The organism is Dyella subtropica, assembly GCF_026283965.1.
Classification (GTDB): domain Bacteria; phylum Pseudomonadota; class Gammaproteobacteria; order Xanthomonadales; family Rhodanobacteraceae; genus Dyella_D; species Dyella_D subtropica.
The window spans coordinates 1-18,309 of the sequence record NZ_JAPDPD010000036.1 but is presented as its reverse complement, the minus strand read 5'-3'; the positions used below and the strand labels follow the sequence as shown (position 1 = coordinate 18,309).

The following is an 18,309-nucleotide window of genomic DNA, read 5'->3' as shown; positions in this document are numbered from 1 at the left end:
GCAACTGTTCGGGTTGTGAGGAAAAGTCCCCGCCGACCCAGGCTCACCTACGATCTCGTGATCCGAGGGGCAACGGTCTGGCGGGGGTAAAGCAAACTTACAAGGGGTGGGTGCTCGCGACACCGCTTCTACTTCGTCACCCCGGCGCAGGCCGGGGTCCAGTGGCGGTGCCGTTCGATGTTCGCGCTATCGCGACCTGGCTCGCCTGCCGCGGGCTTTCGAACCGCTGCCGCGGTCCGAGTCTCTTTCTCTTGCTTGCCCAAGAGAAAGTAACCAAAGAGAAGGGCACCCCGGTTACGCGCTCTCCGGCTTCGCCTCCGAGTCCGTGAGGTCTGGCCGGGCTTTTCGACACGACGTCCCTGTCGTGTCGAAAAGGCGCAGGCATCCATGCCTGCGCCCCCTGCGGGGCCTGATCGTCCAGCCCTCACCGCTGCACAGGGGCCCGAAGATCAAGAGCTAACGGCAAGAGCTAACGGCAAGAGCTAACGGCAAGAGCGGTGCGGGCTATGCAGACGATGAGGACGGGCTCTCAGAGCCCTGGCACCACCCGTTTCGCACCCTGATTAACCTGTTCTGTCGCGCCAACATCGGCTTGGTCGAATCGATCGCGTTCTGCAGGTTTTACGCAACTACCCTCGCTGTCCATCAAAGCCGCACAGGCTGCGGTCATCACAGCAAGGGGATAACGAGTATGCGTATACGTGTGGGGAGGGGCGCCGGCCTGTGGCTGGCGTTGGGATTGTATGCGGGGCAGCTGCCTCTGGCGGTGGCGCAGATCGCGGCGCCTGCCGCCGCGAGCACGGTTGCAGTGCCTGGATCGGCACAAGTTCCGTCGGATGAAATACCGCTGGCCAAGGCCAACGCCGCTGCAGCGACGGTGCCGAGTGCGCCGAATGCTTGGGGTGGCGAGCGCAGCGGTACTGAGCCGACGTTGTCCGATCGCGTCGTCGGCTATCGCATCGATGCGGAGCTGGATGCAGGCAAACACACTGTCACTGGCAAGGAGCAGCTGACCTGGCGCAACCGCAGCGATCGTGCGGTATCCAGCATCTACATGCACCTCTACCTCAATGCCTTTCAGAACGACGGCAGCACGTTCTTCACCGAGCGCAAGGTGATGACGGCGCACGCCGGTTCGCGCGGCAACGCCGATCTGAAGAAAGGGCAGTGGGGCTGGATCGATCTGCAGCATGTGCAGCAAGGCGGCGCGGCGTTGAAGTGGCGCTATGTGCATCCGGACGGCGGCCCCGAGGCCGACCACACCGTCGTGCGCGTCGATCTTGCCGAGCCGGTGCCGGCTGGTGGCACGGTCACGCTGGACATCGACTTCTTCAGCCAGCTGCCGCGCGTGGTCTTGCGCACCGGCTGGTGGGGGGACTTCAATCTGGTCGCGCAGTGGTTCCCGAAAATCGGCGTGCTCGAACTGCCGGGTGAACGCGGTGCCACCGAAGTGCGCTGGAACGTGCACGAGTACCATTTCAACAGCGAGTTCTATGCGGACTTCGGCAGTTACGACGTGCGCATAACCGTGCCCTCCGACTACACCGTCGGCGCCGTCGGCGAACAGCAGGGCGCACCGGTGCAGAACGCCGGCAAGACCACGTACCACTTCGTACAGGACGACGTGCACGACTTCGCCTGGGTGGCCGCCAAGGGCTACAAGACGCTGGACGGCAGCTATGAAGGGCCGGGCAGCCCGAAGGTGGCGGTGCGGGTGATCTATCCGCCGGAGTACGTCGCCAGCGCGCAGCCGGTGCTGAAGGCGACGATCGATTCGCTCGGTTATTTCTCGCGCACGCTGGGTGCTTATCCGTATCGCACGGTGACCGGCGTGGTGCCGCCGTATAACGCGGGCGAGGCGGGCGGCATGGAGTACCCCACTTTCTTCACCGCCGAAGGCTTGTCCGACATCGACCCGGGTACGGCGGATCAGGAGCGGATCGACTTCGTCACCATCCATGAATTCGGCCACGGCTATTTCTACGGCCTGCTGGCTTCCAATGAATTCGAGGAGCCGATGCTTGATGAAGGCCTCAACGAATATTGGGACGGGCGCATGCTGCGCGAGCGCAACCAGCGCATCCTGACGCCGTCTACGTGGTTGCGTCGCTTGGGTGTCACGCCCTCGATGAGCATGTTCGAGATGGAGCGGATGGATGCCGGCCTGCGCCGTCCGTACGACCCGCTCGGCCAGAACAGCTGGGATCGCTATTCCAGCGGCAGCTACTTCTCGGTGTATTCGCGCACCGCGACGGCCATGCACGACCTGGAGGAGCGTCTGGGCAAGGACGTCACGGAGCGCGCCTTCCGCGAGTACTACAAGCGCTGGCACTTCCGTCATCCTTCGGTGGCCGACCTGCGAGCGACGCTGATTGATGTCTCCGGCGATGCGAAAAACGTCAATGAGATCTTCGATCAGTTCGTCTACGGCGCTGCGAAGATCAACGACCGCATCGCTGCGATCGATAACGAGGAATTGCTGCCGCAGGCCGGCAGCTTCGAGAAGGATGGAAAGCGCAGCGAGCTTGACGGCGAAGCGCAGGACAAGCAGATCGAAAAACAGCGTGAGGACTGGAGCAAGGCCCACCCCGACGCCAAACCAGGCACCGGGCCGTTCCAGTGGCGCGGCGTCGTGTCGGTGGTTCGCGATGGCGCGCAGGTACCGCAGCTGTTGCGGGTGAAGTTTGCCGACGGCAGTAGCGAGGACGTGCGCTGGAACGACGACCGCCGCTGGGCACGCTTCACCTTCACCAAGCCGGCAAGGATCGTTTCGGCCGAGCTTGATCCGGAGCAGAAGATCTATCTGGATTCGAACAAGCTCGACGACAGCCGGACGGTGAAGGAGAACGGTGCGGCTTCGCGGAGCTGGAGTACCGACGTCTCCGCCCTGGTGCAGGCTTTCTACTCTTTCATGGTGACGCTGTGATGACCTACAAGAATGCTCGTCGCGTAAATTTCGGCGCCATCTCCGGCGCGTTGTTCAGTGCACTGCAGTGGCGCCTGTTGCTGCTGTGGCTGTTGCTCCTGGCACTGCCCACCGCGGTGGCCATGCTGCCGCTGTGGGGAGCACTTGGGAATCTGCTCGATCACTCGGTGCACGCGGAAGAATGGGGGCGGCAATTCCACATGATGGTGTTCGACGACGTCCTGATGGGGCTGCGCGATCAAATACCCATGTTGCATAACGCGATGCTGTCGGGCTTGCTGTTGACCCTGCTGCTGGCACCTTTCCTCACCGGCATGGTGGTGGGTGCCGGTCGCGCCGGTCGCGCCCTGGGGTTTGGCCAGCTGCTACAGAGCGGCATCATCGAATATGGACGCATGTTCCGCCTGATGCTGTGGTCGTTGTTGCCGCTGGGCATAGCGGTCGGGCTGACGATGCTGGGCTCCAATATGGCAGACGAACATGCCGAGAAGGCGGTGCTCGAGTCGCAAGTGGTCGCGGCCGAGCATGCGGTGCAGTGCCTGGCGGTGCTGGCGTTCGTGCTGATGCACGCGGTGATCGAATCGGCGCGCGCGGCGTTTATCGCCGACGTGGGTTTGCGCTCGGCTACACGCGCATTGGGGCGCGGCTTCATGCAGCTGTTGCGACGGCCGCTCAGCACGCTGTTCACCTATGTGCTGGTCAGCCTGATCGGATATCTGCTGGTGTTGAGCCTGGGCATGGCGCGTATCCAGACGGTGGCGGTGAGTGCCGGCGGGTTTGTGCTGGCGCTGTTGCTGGCGCAGTTGATCGTGGCGGTGGTGGGGTGGACGCGTACCGCGCGGTTGTTTGCGCTGGCGGAGGTGTCGGCGTCGCTGACTGGGGCGCGTCGGGCTGGGTTGTCGTTGGAGCCCTAGCAGGGTGTTTAGCGTGGCTTTTTGCGTTGGCCCCCTCTCCCCCGGTTACGATTTGTGCACGGGGGAGAGGATTGAGGTGAGGGGTGGGTGCTCGCGATAGCGCATCTACTTCGTCACCCCGGCGTAGGCCGGGGTCCAGTGGCGTTGTCGTTTGATGTTCGCGTTATCGCGACCTGGCTCGTTGCGACCGAAGGGAGTCCCCGTGGGACGGCGGGCTTCCGTCCTCCTGCCGGAGGCCGGGTCACTTTTCTCTGTTTGGCCAGAGAACAAGTAACCAAAAGAGAGGCCACCCCGGTTCCGCGCCCTCCGGCTTCGCCTGCGGGTCCGTGAGGGCTGGCCGGGCTTTTCGACACGACGTTTTGTGTCCTGTCGGGAGGCATGGGCATCCTTGCCCATGCCCCTGCGGGCCTGATCGTCCAGCCCTCACCGCTGCACAGGGGACCCGTCACGGGCTCGCTTGCGCATCGCTTTGCTTTTGCCCCCTCCAAGCCTCCTTCTGAAACCAGACTGCTGCACTCAATGCCGCACATCTGATTCACGGCATCACGACGGCGAACGCCTAAAGTAGAGCGCGTGCTCCTAAAGAGTGTGCACTTGTGGAGCGTGTTCAACGTCTCCGCGTGGCCCGCTTGCCGAGAGTCAGCGGCGCTTGGGCCTGACTCTTCTCGTCGATACACCGCACCAACGTCCTTTCCGTCGCCTTCGCCTGCCGGCAGAATCGATCCATCTACCCATCAAGGTGTCGGCGATGTCGTTTGATTGGATGCAAGGCACTTGGCTACTCGGTATCGACTGGCTGATCCGGCTGGCGGCTTTGCTATGGATTCCCTCGCGTACTACGTCGGCGGCGGCGCGCAGTTGGCTGCTGCTGGTCGGCTTTGTGCCGCTGTTGGGGCTGCCGTTGTACTTGTTGTTCGGTCATCCCTGGCTGTCGCGGGAACGGGTGCGCCGGCAGGCCAATGCCTCGGAAGTGATCCGCGCTGAGCAGATTGCCATGCTGGGGCTGCGCTGGACGCCGCCGGCCGGTACGGCCATGGCTGAGGTGGCGCCGTTGATCGAGCGGCAGGGCGATTTCATGCCTACGCATGGCAACAGCGTGCAGCTTCTCGATGATTACGACGCCTCTCTGCGCGTGCTGATCGCCGATATCGATGCCGCACGCGAACGTGTGCACTTGCTGTATTACCTGATGTTCGACGATGAAGTGGGCGATGCCGTGGTCGCTGCGCTGACGCGTGCCGCAGCGCGTGGTGTGCAGTGCCGTGTATTGCTGGATGCGGTGGGTGCCAAGCGCGGCTTGCGCCGCTATGCGAAGCCGCTGCGGGATGCGGGTGTGATCGTTCACGACATGTTGCCCGGCGGGCTACGTTGGCGGCGCAGTGGAAGGATGGATCTGCGCAATCACCGCAAGATCGCCGTGTTCGACAACATCGTTGCCTATGTCGGCTCGCAGAATCTGGCTTCGCCGGACTTTGTTCGCGGCTTTCCCAATCGCGAACTGGTAGCCCGCGTCGAGGGGCCAGTCATTGCGCATCTCCAGGCGGTGTTCGCCAGCGACTGGTACATCGAAACCGGCGAAGGCCTCGACGTGGTCGCCACCTATCCGGTCAGCGATGCCGACGTCGCCACGCAACTGCTGCCCAGTGGCCCGGCCTATCCCTTCGAGAACGCGCGCGATGCGGTCAATGCGCTGATCCACATCGCCCAGCGCAAGCTAGTGTTGACCACGCCTTACTTCATACCCGACGACGCTACGCTCAGTTCGCTGCGCATCGCGGCACTGTCGGGTGTGGATGTGCAATTGATCCTGTCGGAGAGCAACAACCAGCGTCTGACGTCGTGGGCGCAGGAGTCGTACTACGACGACCTGCTGCGCTGTGGCGTCAAGATCGCGCTGTACCGGCCGCATTTCCTGCATGCCAAGCATTTGAGCGTGGATGACGACATGGCACTCATCGGCTCGATCAACCTCGACATCCGCTCCTTCGCGCTCAATGCCGAGATCGGCATGCTTTGCTACGACCGCGATGTGGTGGCGCGCTTGCGCGAGGTGGAGGCGGACTATCTTGCCGACGCCACGGTGCTTTCATTGGAGACCTGGCGTACCCGTCCCGGTTGGCGCCGTGGCCGGGAAGGTATTGCGCGGTTGGCGGATTCGTTTATGTGAAAAGGATGCCAGGTGTCGCATCGAAGCTCTGGCAGTGAGGCGATAGCGTTATCGCCTTACACGATCAGAGGCGGACGCTTCATCGCTCCGCTCCCTAAATCCATTTCGGAGTAGTCTCGGCGAGCGATTCGCCATGGCGAACAGAGTTGTCCAGCCTGAGTGCCGCCTGGGTACTAAAATATTCATCATTGCCGCGTTCATGTCGCATCCTTTCCTGGAGGCTATGGAATGATGGGCCACATTGCAGAAGCATCGCCGCTTTTTAAGGCCAGGATCGCCGGTGTTTTCTACTTGCTTACCTTTCTGACGGGAGGTTTCGCCATCTATGTGGGTGACAAGCTTGTTGTGGATGGCAATGCCGCGGCTACAGCGAGCCACATCCTGGCGAATAGGTCCTGGGTACTGTTGGGCTTCGCTGCCGACATCGCAGTGATCGCGTGCTATGTCACGGTGACGGCTCTCTTCTATGGCTTGTTCAAGCCTGTGAGCCAAAGTCTTTCTTTGCTCGCAGCATGCTTCAGTCTTGTGGGATGCACTATCCAGGCTTTTAGCAGTTTTTTTGATCTCGCCCCCTTGATTGTCTTGGGAGGCGCGCAGTACTTGAGCGTATTTAAGGTGGAACAGTTACAAGCGCTGGCACTCATGTTTTCCGAATTGGGTGGTCAGGCTTACAAAGTTGGCCTGGTATTTTTCGGACTTTATTGCCTGCTGATTGGCTATCTGATTTTCAGATCGACCTTCCTGCCTCGAATTCTTGGTGTATTGATGGCGTTTGCCGGCCTGGGTTGGCTGACCTTTCTACAGCCGCTACTTGCAAGCCACTTGTGGCCCTACATTGCACTTCCCGGCTTCATCGGGGAAGGGTCGCTGACCCTGTGGCTACTCGTGATGGGTGTGAATGGTCAGCGATGGAAGGAGCAGGCTGAACTAGCGGGTGCTTAACTCCTCCCTCCTGCCCGATATCACCAGTGGGCAAGGCTCGTGACTTCAGGCACTCGATGGCCGCAAAAGAACTAAGTCATATGACTGTCCGTGCCGGATCCAGTGCGGCAAGCAGGCGGAGGGAAATTTGAATGCTCAAGTCCATTTGGAAGATAAGCTGTGTTCCCGCGGTGTTGGCGCTCATACCTTCGCTGCTGTACGCGGCGCCCGGATGTCATGGACTCGAAACATCTTCGTCGCCGACCGTTGTGGTTGATGCGCAGATTGCAGCCTATAACGCGCACGACGTAGAGGGCTTCGCTACTTGCTATTCGGACGATGTCGAGATCACGGACTTGGCCGGCAAGATTCCCCCGATCAAAGGGCAGGCGGCGCTGGTCAAGACTTATGCCTTTCTCAAGCGAGTGCCACAAGCCTTCGGTGTGGAAATCGTCCATCGGATCGTCAATGGACCCATGGTTATTGATCAGGAGCACGTTGTGGGTTTGCCGCCGGACAAGCACAAGCCGGATCAGGTCGCGGTCTATGAGGTTCGCGGAGGCAGGATCGTCAAGGCCTGGTTTCCGCCGGCGGAGTGATGGGGTTTTTCACTAGAGCAGAGGCAGGTTCACTCCCTGCACAGCCATACGCTTGTAGGAGCGCACCCTGTGCGCGTTATACCTACGAAGCGTGGAAGTACGGCGGTCGCCCACAGGGTGGGCTCCTACAGGTGGCTCGCGGCAGGTCTCAACCTTCCTCGGCTGCCTGATATACGCAATGAAGCACCGCTGCCGCCGCGGCATACAACTCATTCGGAATATCCGCACGCAACCGTAACGCCACCAGCACGGCGGCGACCTGCGCGTCGTGGTGCAGTGGAAAACCCAGCGCACGGGCACGCGCCAGTAGTTCATCCAGCGCCTCGGCTTCCAGCGCGGGAGGCATCAGGTCCTGGCCCGGGGCTGATAGGCGCAGGCTGACCTTGCGGTTGGGTGATGGCAGCGCGGGGTTCATGCGGTGGCCTTCAGCAGTACGGCGCTACGGTGATTGGTTGGTTGCGGCAGACCGGTCTGGCAAACCAGTTGGTCGAGGATCAGGCCGTTGGCGGTGAGCTGTTGGCTGAGCTGATTGAAGCGACGCTCCAGGCGATCGGTGCTGTCGGCGCGCTGAGCCCACAGCCGCACCGACAGGCGCAGGCCGCGCAGCTGCAGCTCGCCTTGCACCGGGCCCAGCCGCGGCAGGTCGATGGCGAAGCCGAAGTTCCACGCCGAGGGTTGGTCCGGATCGTCGTCAGAGGGCTTGAGCTGCAGCTGCAGGATGTCCTGTCCGCTTTCACCTTGCAGGGGAATCTCGATCATCCAGGCGTTGGCGTTGTGCGCTTCCAACTGCGCGACTTCCAGCCGTGCGAGCGCCGCATGCACTTCACCGTGCAGGCGTACCAGCAGGCTTTCCACGTCGCCGGGTTGCAGCGGTTCGGGCATGGGCGCGCGCGGCTGTGCGAACAGGCCGCGCTGAAGCAGCGGTGGCGCGGTTTCCGCCTCGCCAGCGGTGGGTGCAGCCGGCGTGCTCTGGTCGAGCGTGGCGGCCAGGCGAAGCAGGGCGGCTTTCCAGTCATCTTCGCCGAGCATGCCGAGGTCGGTCTGGGGTTGGGCCAGTTGCGATTCCAGGAATAGCCCGCTGCGTTTCATTGCCTCGCGCAGGCCGGGACCGTGAGCGATCTCGACGGGCGTGCGAATACTGTGCTCAAGCAAGGCCAGCGCCGCGCGCAGTTGCGGCGGCAACTGCCGTAACAGGGGACGCTGCGCGAGCGCGCCGAGCGTGGCGAGCAGCGGTGCGTAGCCGTTCTGCTGCGGCAGGCGCTCGAGCAGGGCGCGGCTCGCGGTCTGGTTGGGCGGTGTCATGCCGAGCACTTCCAGTCGCGGCTCCGGCCCAAGGCTGAGCACACGCACCTGAAACTGCGACGGCAGCTGCGTGCCCAACGATTCGGCTTCCACCGTGATCGGCCCAATCTGCAACACCAGATGGCCTTGCTCATTGAGGCCGAGCGTCCGGGCAGCCAGCACATTGCCCACGCGCCAGCTATCCGCGCTGGCGCCGGAAGCAGCGCCGGCCCAGGTGAGTGCGGCGAGACTAGTTGGCTGGATGATCAATCGGGCTCCTTGGCATAGCGTCAATCGGTTGACGCTTACTCGCCATGCGCAGACCAGACATCGGCAGCATGCGAGAGAACTTGAGGGCTTTCGAATAGGCGGGCAACGCCCGCTGCTCTGGCTTTTGCCTTTGCTCTTGGGTGTCGAGTCCCCCGTGCAGCGGTGAGGGCTGGACGATCAGGTCCCGAAGGGGGCATCGGCATGGACGCCGATGCCCTTTCGACACGACAGGGGCGTCGTGTCCCCATGTCATCTAAGAGCGGGCCCGGCCAGACCTCACGGACCCGAAGGGCGCGGAACCGGGGTGGTCTTTCTCTTGGTTACTTCTCTTGACTCCGGGCATCCATGCCCTCCGCCCTTCGGGCCAGCTGCGCTGTTCGCCATCGCTCCTGCTCAAGCGTGACCAAACAAAGAGAAGTGACCCTGCCGCCGGCAGGCGGACGGAAGCCCGCGGTCCCACGGGGACTCCCTTCGGTCGCAACGAGCCAGGTCGCGATAACGCGAACATCGAAACGACAACGCCACTGGATTCCGACCTACGCCGGAATGACGAAGTAGATGTGGTGTCGCGAGCACCCACCCCTCACCCCAACCCTCTCCCCGGAGGGGAGAGGGGGCTGCGTTGGTGAAATCCGTAGATGAGCTCTAAAGCCCGCCGACCTCCCGCCGATAACCGCCATGAAGGCCAACACACGCAGGCGGAAATCGGGCATGGGCAGCAGCAAGGCAAAGTCAGCGACAGCGAGTGGAGCAACGACGCGCGTCGTGCTGCCCGCGGATTGCCGCATCGCAGATCTGCCGGGCGTGAAGTCCGAGCTGCAAGCCGCGCTCATCACTCCCGCCGCCGAACTCGACGCCAGCGCCGTGGAGCGCATCGACACCGCTGCGCTGCAGCTGCTGGCGGTGTTTTGCCGGGAGGCTGGCGCGAAAGGGCACACCGTTACCTGGCTTGGCGCAAGCACCGTGCTACGTGATGCAGCAGCGCTGCTGGGCCTGACACAGACACTGGAACTGCCGGCAGCAACGCCGGCCTGATGAGGTAGACGATGGCAAAGATTCTTGCAGTGGACGATTCGGCATCGATGCGCGGCATGGTGGCTTTTACCTTGCGCGGCGCCGGCCACGACGTAAGCGAAGCCGAGAACGGCCAGCTGGCGGTGGACGCGGCCAAGGGTTCGCGCTTCGACCTGGTGCTGGCGGATGTGAACATGCCGGTGATGGACGGCATCAGCATGGTGCGCGAGCTGCGCACGATGCCTGAGTACAAGGGTGTGCCGATTCTGATGCTCACCACCGAGTCGCATACGGATCGCAAGATGGAAGGCAAGGCGGCTGGCGCCACCGGCTGGCTGGTGAAGCCGTTCGACCCGGAGCAGCTGCTGGCCACCGTCAAGCGCGTGCTGGGCTGAGCATCGCATTATGAGCACGGTGAGCCTGGCGCAGTTTCATCAGACCTTCTTCGAAGAGAGTCACGAAGGACTCGACGCCATGGAGTCGGCGCTGTTGGCGCTGGACGGCGGCGGCGACGCGGAACTGGTCCACCGTATTTTTCGTGCGGCACATTCCATCAAGGGCGGCGCGGCCACGTTCGGTTTTCCGGACATGGCGGCATTTACCCACGAGGCGGAGTCGTTGCTCGATGAACTGCGCGATGGCCGCCGCGCCGTCGACGCAGGCATCGTTGAATTGTTGCTGCGTTCGGTGGATTGCTTGCGCGGCATGTTCGCTCGCGCCCAGGCTGGCGAGCCGCTGGCCGATGCGCATAGCGAGCAACTGCGTCAGGAGCTGGCCGCGGCGGTGGGCCGGGATGCGGCGCCTAAGCCAGGTGCGGCGAAGCGCGCCGAGGCCGCCGGCACCTCAGCATGGCTGATCCGCTTCCATCCGCACCAAGGCATGTTGGCGGGCGGCAACGAGCCGTTGCGCATGTTCCGCGAGCTGGCGGAGTTGGGCGCGCTGAAAGTTGAGCCTGCGCTGGAGAAGTTGCCGGCGCTGGCATCGCTGGAACCCTCGGACTGCCATCTGGGCTGGACCATCGAGTTGCGTGGCAAGGTGGCGCGCGCGGCCATTGCCTCCGTGTTCGATTGGGTGGAAGGCGAATGCGATCTCGTCATTGAAGAGCTGGTCGAGGCTGCGCCGGAGCCGGCACCAGTCGCTACCGCACCAACTGTTGCCGCCGCTGCATCAGCGCCACGCGCCAGTCGCGAAGCGGCGGCCGAAGCCAGTTCGGTACGCGTGGGCATCGACAAAATCGACAGCCTGATCGATCTGGTCGGCGAGCTAGTGATTACCCAATCCATGCTCGACACCTTCCGCGAAGGTTTCGATGCGCAGCGCATCGAGATGCTGCAACACGGGCTGGCCCAGCTGGCGCGGCATACCCGCTCGCTGCAGGAAAGCGTGATGGGCATTCGCATGCTGCCGATCGCCTCCGTGTTCAACCGTTTTCCGCGCATGGTGCGCGACCTCGGCCAGAAGCTTGGTAAGCAGGTAAAGCTGGATCTGGTGGGCGAGCACACCGAGCTCGACAAAACGGTGCTGGAGAAAATTGGCGATCCGCTGGTGCATCTGGTGCGCAACGCGATCGACCACGGCCTGGAAACGCCGGACCGCCGTCGCGCGGCAGGCAAGGGCGACATTGGCACCTTGCGGTTGGAGGCTTCGCATCGCGGCGGCTCCATCGTGGTGGAGATCAGCGACGACGGTGCGGGGCTCAATCGCGATGCCATCGTGGCCAAGGCGCTACAGCGCGGTTTGATCGGCAGCGCCGAGGGCATGAGTGACGAGGCTGTGGCGGAGCTGATCTTTCAGCCGGGGTTTTCCACCGCGGCCACCACCACCGATCTTTCCGGTCGTGGGGTGGGCATGGACGTGGTCCGTCGCAACGTCGTGGATCTGGGCGGCAATGTGGCTATCCGCAGCGTGGTCGGCAAAGGTTCGGTGTTCACCATTACCTTGCCGCTGACGCTGGCGATCATCGACGGGCTTACCGCGGTGGTGGGCGACGAGCATTACATCGTGCCGCTGGCGTCGATCGTGGAGTCGGTGCAGTTGCGTGGCGAGGCGCTGCGCACGGTGACGGGTGGTGGTGAGTTGTTTCGCTTCCGCGATGGCTGGTTGCCGATCATCCGGTTGCATGACGCCTTCGGTTGCGCCAGTGGTGCGCGCAGCGAGATCGAGCAAGGCTTGGTGATCGTGGTGGAGGGCGAGGGTGCTCGCGTGGGGCTGTTCGTGGATGAGTTGATCGGGCAGCAGCAGGCGGTAGTGAAGTCGTTGGAGGCGAACTATCGCCGGGTGGTGGGGATTTCGGGGGCGACGATTTTGGCGGATGGGTCGGTGGCGTTGATTGTTGACGTTGCGGGGCTGATTCGGCAGCAGGGGCGGCGCAAGGCCGCCTGAGTATGGCTCTTTGCCTTTGCCTCCTCTCCCCTCCGGGGAGAGGATTGAGGTGAGGGGCGGGTGCTCGCGATGGCATCTCTACTTCGTCATTCCGGCGAAAGCCGGAATCCAGTGACGTTATCGCTCGGTTGTCGCGTCTGCGTGCCCGGCTCGCCTGCCGCGGGCTTTCGAACCGCTGCCGCGGTCCGAGTCACTTTTCTCTGTTTGGCCAGAGAAAAGTAACCAAAAGAGAGGCCACCCCGGTTACGCGCCATCCGGCTTCGCCTGCGGGTCCGTGAGGGCTGGCCGGGCTTTTCGACACGACGTCCCTGTCGTGTCGAAAAGGCGCAGGCATCCATGCCTGCGCCCCCTTCGGGGCCTGATCGTCCAGCCCTCACCGCTACACAGGGGACCCGTCACGGGCTCGCTTGCGCATCGCTTTTGCTTTTGCCCCTTCCTAGCTTCGCGTCGCAAGCAGGGGGAGGGGAAATGCGCATGCCGCATTCTCAAAGCGCAACACAACCACTCAAGCCTGCATCGCCACTGCCGATAGATATCAGGGGGCGGGTTTCCTTCCCGCAGATGAAGAACACATGAGCCAGTCATTGCATGGTGCGCAGGCACCCGCCGCCGATGGTGCGGCTACGACTCAATATTTGATCGTCGGTCTCGGCCGCGAAGAGTACGGCATGGACATTCTTGCCGTGCGGGAGATTCGCGGGTGGACGCCGGTGACACGGATTCCTCAGGCACCTTCTTACGTGCTGGGCGTGTTGAATCTGCGCGGTGCGATTGTGCCGGTGCTGGATTTGCGGCTGCGTTTCGGCTTGCCGCGGGAGGAGTACACGGCCACGACGGTCACGGTGATTGTCACGGTGGCCGGGCGCCTGTTTGGCGTGGTGGTGGACGCGGTGTCGGATGTGATGGACGTGGCCGGCAACGCCGTGCGGCCAGTGCCTGACATGGGCACGACGGTGGATACCGAATATCTCAAGGGGCTCACCTCCGTCGCTGAGCGGATGGTGCTGCTGCTGGATGTGGACAAGCTGTTGCAGCCGCAAGATGCGCAGATGCTGGAAGCCGCTCTGCCCGCGGCGAGTGATGTGAAAGCCGTGGCCTGACAGGAATCGCAATGAAAATGCCCGCAATCAAATTGAAGCTACCCGCTCTCAACGTGCGCAACCGCCTGCGCGGTGTGCTTGGTCTGCTTGGCCTGATGCTGATCGGTGGCGCGGCCATCGGACTCGGCGCCATGCAGCTGCAGAACGAAGGCATGCGCAAGATGTACGAGGAAGAGATGGTGCCGACTGAGCTGATCAGTCACATCAATACGCGCTCGCTGATGTCTTTCATCGTGCTGGGTGAAGCCGTCACCGTGATGGACAAGCCCGATCAGCTGAAGCAGAAGCTCAGTGAATTCGACAAGTACCAATCCGAGATGGCCGAGTTCAAGAAGCAGTTCGCCGCGTTGCCGATGACGGCCGGTGTGGCGGCTCAGCACAAGAACTGGCGTTCGACGGATGCCGATTACACGCAGGCCAAGAAGGATATGGTCGATGCGCTGAAGCAGAAAGATCCTGGTGCGTCGGACGTGCTGGAAATGCAGGTGCGCCCGTTGCTGATGGAGCGCCAGGCTGTGCTGGGCAAGCTGATTGAGGCACAGCGCCAGGACGCCAAGCAGATCTTCGACGATCAGCTGAGCCGCTATCAGTGGATTCGCGCGATCAGCCTGATCTCGCTGGTGGCAGGCCTGCTGATTGCGCTGGTGGCGGCGGTGATGTTGATCCGCTCGATCATCGGCACGCTCACCCATGCGGTGCAGGTGGCCAACGCGATTTCCGAAGGCAAGCTCGGTCATGACATTCAGGTGCATCGCGACGACGAGCTGGGCCAGTTGCTGCATGCCTTCCGCACGATGGACGAGCGTCTGTCGGCCATCGTCGGTGAAGTGCGCCACGGCTCGAGCGCGGTCAGCACAGCGGCGCAGCAAATCGCCCGCGGCAACGACGACTTGAGTCAGCGTACGCAGGAGCAGGCGTCCAGCCTGGAAGAAACCGCGTCGTCGATGGAGGAGATGACCTCCACCGTGAAGCAGAACGCCGAGAACGCCAGCCACGCCAACCAGCTGGCCCGCGGTGCCCGCGAGCAGGCCGAGCGCGGCGGTGAAGTGGTGACGCAGGCCGTGGGCGCCATGCGTGAGATCAACGATTCCAGCCGCAAGATTGCCGACATCGTCAGCTTGATCGACGAGATCGCTTTCCAGACCAACCTGCTGGCGCTCAACGCGGCCGTTGAGGCGGCGCGTGCCGGCGAGCAGGGTCGCGGCTTCGCGGTGGTGGCGACCGAGGTGCGCAATCTGGCCCAGCGCAGCGCGGGTGCGGCGAAGGAGATCAAGGGTTTGATCGCCGACAGCGCCGACAAGGTCCGCACTGGCTCCTCTCTGGTGGACCAGTCGGGCAAGGCGCTGGCCGAGATTGTGGAGAGCGTGAAGAAGGTGACCGACATCGTGGCCGAGATCGCTGCCGCCAGTCAGGAGCAGTCGGCCGGTATCGATCAGGTCAACAACGCGGTCACCCAGATGGACGAGATGACCCAGCAGAACGCCGCGCTGGTCGAAGAGGCCGCTGCCGCTGCCCGTGCGATGCAGGAGCAGGCCGATGAGCTGTCGCGTCAGGTCGGCTTCTTCCGCCTTGGCGATGACGCCGCGGCTGCGGCTGCCGCTGCGCCGGCACGCAAGGCATCCGCCACGGCTTCGGCCGAAGTAGAGGCGGTGTTCGCCGCGGTGCGCAGTGCGCCGCCGGTAGCCCGGCCCGCACGTGCCGCCGAGACCGCCGACGCTGGCGTGTGGAAGGAGTTTTAAGCCGCATGTCCGCCACAGCAATCAACGACGCAAACATGGCCGTGGCGGGCACCGGTGGGCCGGTGCTGGGGGATGCGGATTTCCGCTTCTTGCGCGAATTCGTGCTGGAGCATTGCGGCATCGCGCTGAGCGATCAGAAGCGTCAGCTGGTGCAGGGGCGTTTGCTGCGCCGGCTGCGTGCGCTCGGCATGAAGGAGTTCGGCAGTTACTGCGAGCTGCTGCGGCGGGACCCGCAGGGCGAAATGGGCGATCTGGCCAGTGCGATCAGCACCAATGTCACCTCGTTCTTTCGCGAATCGCATCATTACGATCTGCTGGAACAGATGCTGCTGCCGCAGTGGTTGAATCAGAAGCGGCGGCAGAGCGACCGGCTGCGCATCTGGTCGGCGGGCTGCTCCACCGGTGAAGAGCCCTACGCGCTGGCGATGGTGCTGGCCGAAGCCATGGAGCGCCACGGTGCGGATGTGGACGCGAAGATCCTCGCGACCGATCTGTCGCCGCAGGCGCTGGCCGGCGCGCGCGAAGGCGTCTATTCGATCGACAAGTTGTCCGGGGTGAGCCCGGAGCGTCGCAAGCGCTGGTTCCTGCGCGGCGAGGGCAGTTACGACGGTCTTGCTTGCGTACATCCGCGCTTGCGCGAACTGGTGGCCATCCAGCCGCTCAACCTGTTGCACGAGTGGCCGATGCAGGGGGTATTCGACGCCATCTTCTGCCGCAATGTGGTGATCTATTTCGATAAACCGACCAAGGAGCGCTTGTTTCGGCGCTATGCCGGCAAGCTGGTGCCGGAGGGCTATCTGTTTCTCGGTCACTCCGAATCGATGCACGGACTCAGCGACGACTTCGATCTGGTGGGCCGTACGGTCTACCGGAAGCGCCCGGTATGAACGAGCCGAAACGTTGCTCGCCGGTGGGCGATGAAGACGCCGCGCGCGTCTTGCCTGGTTTCGAGCATGTGCGCCGCTTCTGGGACCCGACCCAGGGCAGCATGACCGCCAAGGTGTTGCCTGGCGAGTTCTACGTAAGCCTGCAGGACGAGCTTATCGGCACCGTGCTCGGCTCCTGCGTGTCGGCCTGTATTCGCGACCGCCGCCGCAACATCGGCGGTATGAATCATTTCATGTTGCCGGAGCCGATGGGCGAGCGCGACAGCTGGTCGTCCACCGTGGGTCGCGCGGCGCGCTATGGCAACGACGCCATGGAGCAGCTGATCAACGCCATCCTCAAGGCTGGCGGCCGGCGAGAAGATTTCGAGGTGAAGGTGTTTGGCGGTGGCCGCGTGCTGACGCAGATGACCGATATCGGCGAGCGCAACATTGCCTTCGTACGGCGCTACCTGGCCGCCGAAAAACTGGAACTGGCCGCCGCCGACCTCGGTGACGTCTATCCGCGCCAGGTGCAGTACTTTCCGCGCAGCGGCAAGGTCCGCGTGCGCCAGTTGCGCGGCCACCACGCCAGCGTGCTGGTCGATGGCGAGCGGAAATACCTCAAGCGTTTGGCAAACGATCCGATAAAGGGAGAGGTGGAGCTGTTTTAGAAGTAAGTGGAGAGGAGTGAGAAGTGAGAGTGCGGGCCTGAGCGAGATAGGTTCCTGGCAGCTCTTCTCTCTCCCTCTTCTCACTCCTCGCTCCTCTCCCTCGCCCGCGTAATAGAAGAGACCCCGAATGTCCCGAGTCCGTGTCCTGGTGATCGACGATTCCGCGCTGGTGCGGAAACTACTGACGGCCATGCTGTCCTGCGATCCCATGATCGAGGTGGTGGGAACGGCGGCGGATCCGCTGATCGCGCGCGAAAAGATCAAGCAACTCGAGCCGGACGTGCTCACGCTCGACGTCGAGATGCCGCGCATGGATGGCCTGACCTTTCTCGAAAACCTGATGCGTTTGCGGCCGATGCCGGTGGTGATGGTGTCGTCGCTCACACAGGTGGGCGCCGAGGTCACGCTGCGCGCGTTGGAGTTGGGCGCGGTGGATTTCTTCACCAAGCCGAGCAGTGATCTGGCGAGCACCTTCGGCGAGGGCGCGCAGGACATCTGCGCCAAGGTGAAACTGGCCGCACTGGCGCGTCCTCGCGTGCGCACCGCGGTACGCAAGTTGGAAGTGGCGCCACGCCTTTCCGCCGATGCCGTGCTGCCGCGCGCGCAGACGCCGGATTCGCGCGGTGGCAGTCCGATCATCGCGATCGGTGCATCGACCGGCGGCACCGAAGCGATCCGCGTAGTGCTGGAGGCGATGCCGCCGGACGCGCCACCCGTTTTGATTACTCAACACATTCCCGCCGCTTTCAGCGGACCGTTTGCGTCGCGCATGGACAACTGTTCGGCCATGCGCGTGTGCGAAGCGCGCGATGGTCAACCGATCCAGCCCGGCCATGCCTATATCGCCCCGGGCAGCCAACACCTGCTGGTGATGTGGGATGGCGCGCGCTATGTCTGCCGCTTGCACGACGGCCCGCCGGTGAACCGGCACAAGCCCAGTGTGGACGTGCTGTTCCGCTCGATGGCCGCCACCGTGGGCCGCACCGCTATCGCGGCCCTGCTCACCGGTATGGGCGACGACGGTGCGCGCGGGCTGGCCGAACTGAAAGAAGCCGGCGCCGCCACCATGGTGCAGGACGAGGCCAGCTCGGTGGTATGGGGCATGCCGGGCGCTGCCTGGAAGCTCGGCGCCGCCAACGAGATGCTGCCGCTGGAAAACATCGCTGCGCGCCTGCTGGAACTGGCGCGCAGATCTTCTGTCGGCGCCGCACGCGCCGCCTATCGCTGACCTGGACGTGTAGAGCCTATTTAAGATCTCCCCGTGGCCCGCGCCGGGATCTGTTTGCACGTAGGGCAAGGAAGAACGAGGGCGTGTACGTCCGTACACAACCGAGTGATGACGCGGCCCTGCGGGCAAACAGACCCGGCCCGCAGGGTTGAGTCGCTAGGCGCGCCAGGCGGTGGCGCGCGGCTTGACCTGACGGCCAGTCAGGCGCTGCGCCACGCACCACCGCCTGGC

At 63.4% G+C, this 18,309-nt stretch carries 15 protein-coding genes; 13 read left to right on the top strand and 2 right to left on the bottom strand.

Going from position 1 to position 18,309, the window contains the following annotated elements; translation table 11 throughout:
* The first annotated feature begins 691 nt into the window (after window positions 1-691).
* From OUZ45_RS20545 to OUZ45_RS20525, 5 genes are all read left to right on the top strand, one after another.
* The gene (locus OUZ45_RS20545) at window positions 692-2,926 is read left to right on the top strand and encodes a M1 family metallopeptidase (protein WP_266172202.1); all 2,235 of its coding nucleotides are present in this window, start codon (window positions 692-694) and stop codon (window positions 2,924-2,926) included.
* Window positions 2,926-3,840, top strand: coding sequence for a hypothetical protein (locus tag OUZ45_RS20540; RefSeq protein ID WP_266172201.1), 915 nt, complete (start codon window positions 2,926-2,928; stop codon window positions 3,838-3,840). Before OUZ45_RS20545 ends, OUZ45_RS20540 begins: the two co-directional genes overlap by 1 nt.
* Before the next feature lie 748 nt (window positions 3,841-4,588).
* Window positions 4,589-6,007, top strand: a complete 1,419-nt coding sequence (cls, locus tag OUZ45_RS20535; RefSeq protein ID WP_266172200.1) for a cardiolipin synthase — start codon at window positions 4,589-4,591, stop codon at window positions 6,005-6,007.
* A gap of 228 nt (window positions 6,008-6,235) precedes the next feature.
* Entirely contained in the window at window positions 6,236-6,949 is a 714-nt protein-coding gene (locus tag OUZ45_RS20530) for a DUF4386 domain-containing protein (RefSeq protein WP_266172199.1), read from the top strand.
* Between the two features lie 131 nt (window positions 6,950-7,080).
* A complete protein-coding gene (locus tag OUZ45_RS20525; protein ID WP_266172198.1) occupies window positions 7,081-7,527 on the top strand; it encodes a nuclear transport factor 2 family protein in 447 nt (148 codons plus the stop codon).
* Between the two features lie 148 nt (window positions 7,528-7,675).
* Here the strand turns inward: OUZ45_RS20525 and OUZ45_RS20520 are convergent, their stop codons facing one another.
* Together OUZ45_RS20520 and fliK are read right to left on the bottom strand one after the other, a co-directional pair.
* Entirely contained in the window at window positions 7,676-7,942 is a 267-nt protein-coding gene (locus OUZ45_RS20520) for a flagellar biosynthesis protein (protein WP_266172197.1), read from the bottom strand.
* Window positions 7,939-9,078, bottom strand: coding sequence for a flagellar hook-length control protein FliK (gene fliK, locus OUZ45_RS20515; protein WP_266172196.1), 1,140 nt, complete (start codon window positions 9,076-9,078; stop codon window positions 7,939-7,941). The genes OUZ45_RS20520 and fliK overlap by 4 nt, the downstream gene beginning before the upstream one ends.
* 711 nt (window positions 9,079-9,789) lie before the next feature.
* Between fliK and OUZ45_RS20510 the strand changes: the two genes are divergently transcribed.
* From OUZ45_RS20510 to OUZ45_RS20475, 8 genes are all read left to right on the top strand, one after another.
* Entirely contained in the window at window positions 9,790-10,113 is a 324-nt protein-coding gene (locus OUZ45_RS20510) for an STAS domain-containing protein (protein ID WP_266172195.1), read from the top strand.
* Window positions 10,114-10,124: 11 nt separating this feature from the next.
* Window positions 10,125-10,487, top strand: a complete 363-nt coding sequence (locus OUZ45_RS20505; protein ID WP_266172194.1) for a response regulator — start codon at window positions 10,125-10,127, stop codon at window positions 10,485-10,487.
* A gap of 10 nt (window positions 10,488-10,497) precedes the next feature.
* Window positions 10,498-12,474 carry a chemotaxis protein CheA gene (locus OUZ45_RS20500; RefSeq protein ID WP_266172193.1) on the top strand — a complete coding sequence of 659 codons (1,977 nt, stop codon included), beginning with the start codon at window positions 10,498-10,500 and terminating at the stop codon, window positions 12,472-12,474.
* Between the two features lie 572 nt (window positions 12,475-13,046).
* Window positions 13,047-13,574 (top strand): chemotaxis protein CheW, encoded by a 528-nt coding sequence (locus OUZ45_RS20495; RefSeq protein ID WP_266172192.1) that lies wholly within the window; start codon window positions 13,047-13,049, stop codon window positions 13,572-13,574.
* An 11-nt stretch (window positions 13,575-13,585) separates the two neighbouring features.
* On the top strand, window positions 13,586-15,313 hold the full coding sequence (locus OUZ45_RS20490) for a methyl-accepting chemotaxis protein (RefSeq protein ID WP_266172191.1): 1,728 nt from the start codon (window positions 13,586-13,588) through the stop codon (window positions 15,311-15,313).
* A gap of 5 nt (window positions 15,314-15,318) precedes the next feature.
* The gene (locus tag OUZ45_RS20485) at window positions 15,319-16,200 is read left to right on the top strand and encodes a CheR family methyltransferase (RefSeq protein WP_266172190.1); all 882 of its coding nucleotides are present in this window, start codon (window positions 15,319-15,321) and stop codon (window positions 16,198-16,200) included.
* Window positions 16,197-16,850 carry a chemoreceptor glutamine deamidase CheD gene (cheD, locus tag OUZ45_RS20480; protein ID WP_266172189.1) on the top strand — a complete coding sequence of 218 codons (654 nt, stop codon included), beginning with the start codon at window positions 16,197-16,199 and terminating at the stop codon, window positions 16,848-16,850. Before OUZ45_RS20485 ends, cheD begins: the two co-directional genes overlap by 4 nt.
* A gap of 127 nt (window positions 16,851-16,977) precedes the next feature.
* On the top strand, window positions 16,978-18,078 hold the full coding sequence (locus OUZ45_RS20475; protein ID WP_266172188.1) for a protein-glutamate methylesterase/protein-glutamine glutaminase: 1,101 nt from the start codon (window positions 16,978-16,980) through the stop codon (window positions 18,076-18,078).
* Window positions 18,079-18,309: the final 231 nt, after the last annotated feature.

Coding starts and splice junctions, on each gene's coding strand:
- OUZ45_RS20490 (WP_266172191.1), top strand. CDS start 13,586: ATGAAAATGCCCGCAATCAAATTGAAGCTACCCGCTCTCAACGTGCGC.
- OUZ45_RS20525 (WP_266172198.1), top strand. CDS start 7,081: ATGCTCAAGTCCATTTGGAAGATAAGCTGTGTTCCCGCGGTGTTGGCG.
- OUZ45_RS20540 (WP_266172201.1), top strand. CDS start 2,926: ATGACCTACAAGAATGCTCGTCGCGTAAATTTCGGCGCCATCTCCGGC.
- OUZ45_RS20485 (WP_266172190.1), top strand. CDS start 15,319: ATGTCCGCCACAGCAATCAACGACGCAAACATGGCCGTGGCGGGCACC.
- OUZ45_RS20510 (WP_266172195.1), top strand. CDS start 9,790: ATGGGCAGCAGCAAGGCAAAGTCAGCGACAGCGAGTGGAGCAACGACG.
- OUZ45_RS20520 (WP_266172197.1), bottom strand. CDS start 7,942: ATGAACCCCGCGCTGCCATCACCCAACCGCAAGGTCAGCCTGCGCCTA.
- OUZ45_RS20500 (WP_266172193.1), top strand. CDS start 10,498: ATGAGCACGGTGAGCCTGGCGCAGTTTCATCAGACCTTCTTCGAAGAG.
- OUZ45_RS20475 (WP_266172188.1), top strand. CDS start 16,978: ATGTCCCGAGTCCGTGTCCTGGTGATCGACGATTCCGCGCTGGTGCGG.
- OUZ45_RS20545 (WP_266172202.1), top strand. CDS start 692: ATGCGTATACGTGTGGGGAGGGGCGCCGGCCTGTGGCTGGCGTTGGGA.
- cheD (WP_266172189.1), top strand. CDS start 16,197: ATGAACGAGCCGAAACGTTGCTCGCCGGTGGGCGATGAAGACGCCGCG.
- OUZ45_RS20505 (WP_266172194.1), top strand. CDS start 10,125: ATGGCAAAGATTCTTGCAGTGGACGATTCGGCATCGATGCGCGGCATG.
- OUZ45_RS20530 (WP_266172199.1), top strand. CDS start 6,236: ATGATGGGCCACATTGCAGAAGCATCGCCGCTTTTTAAGGCCAGGATC.
- OUZ45_RS20495 (WP_266172192.1), top strand. CDS start 13,047: ATGAGCCAGTCATTGCATGGTGCGCAGGCACCCGCCGCCGATGGTGCG.
- cls (WP_266172200.1), top strand. CDS start 4,589: ATGTCGTTTGATTGGATGCAAGGCACTTGGCTACTCGGTATCGACTGG.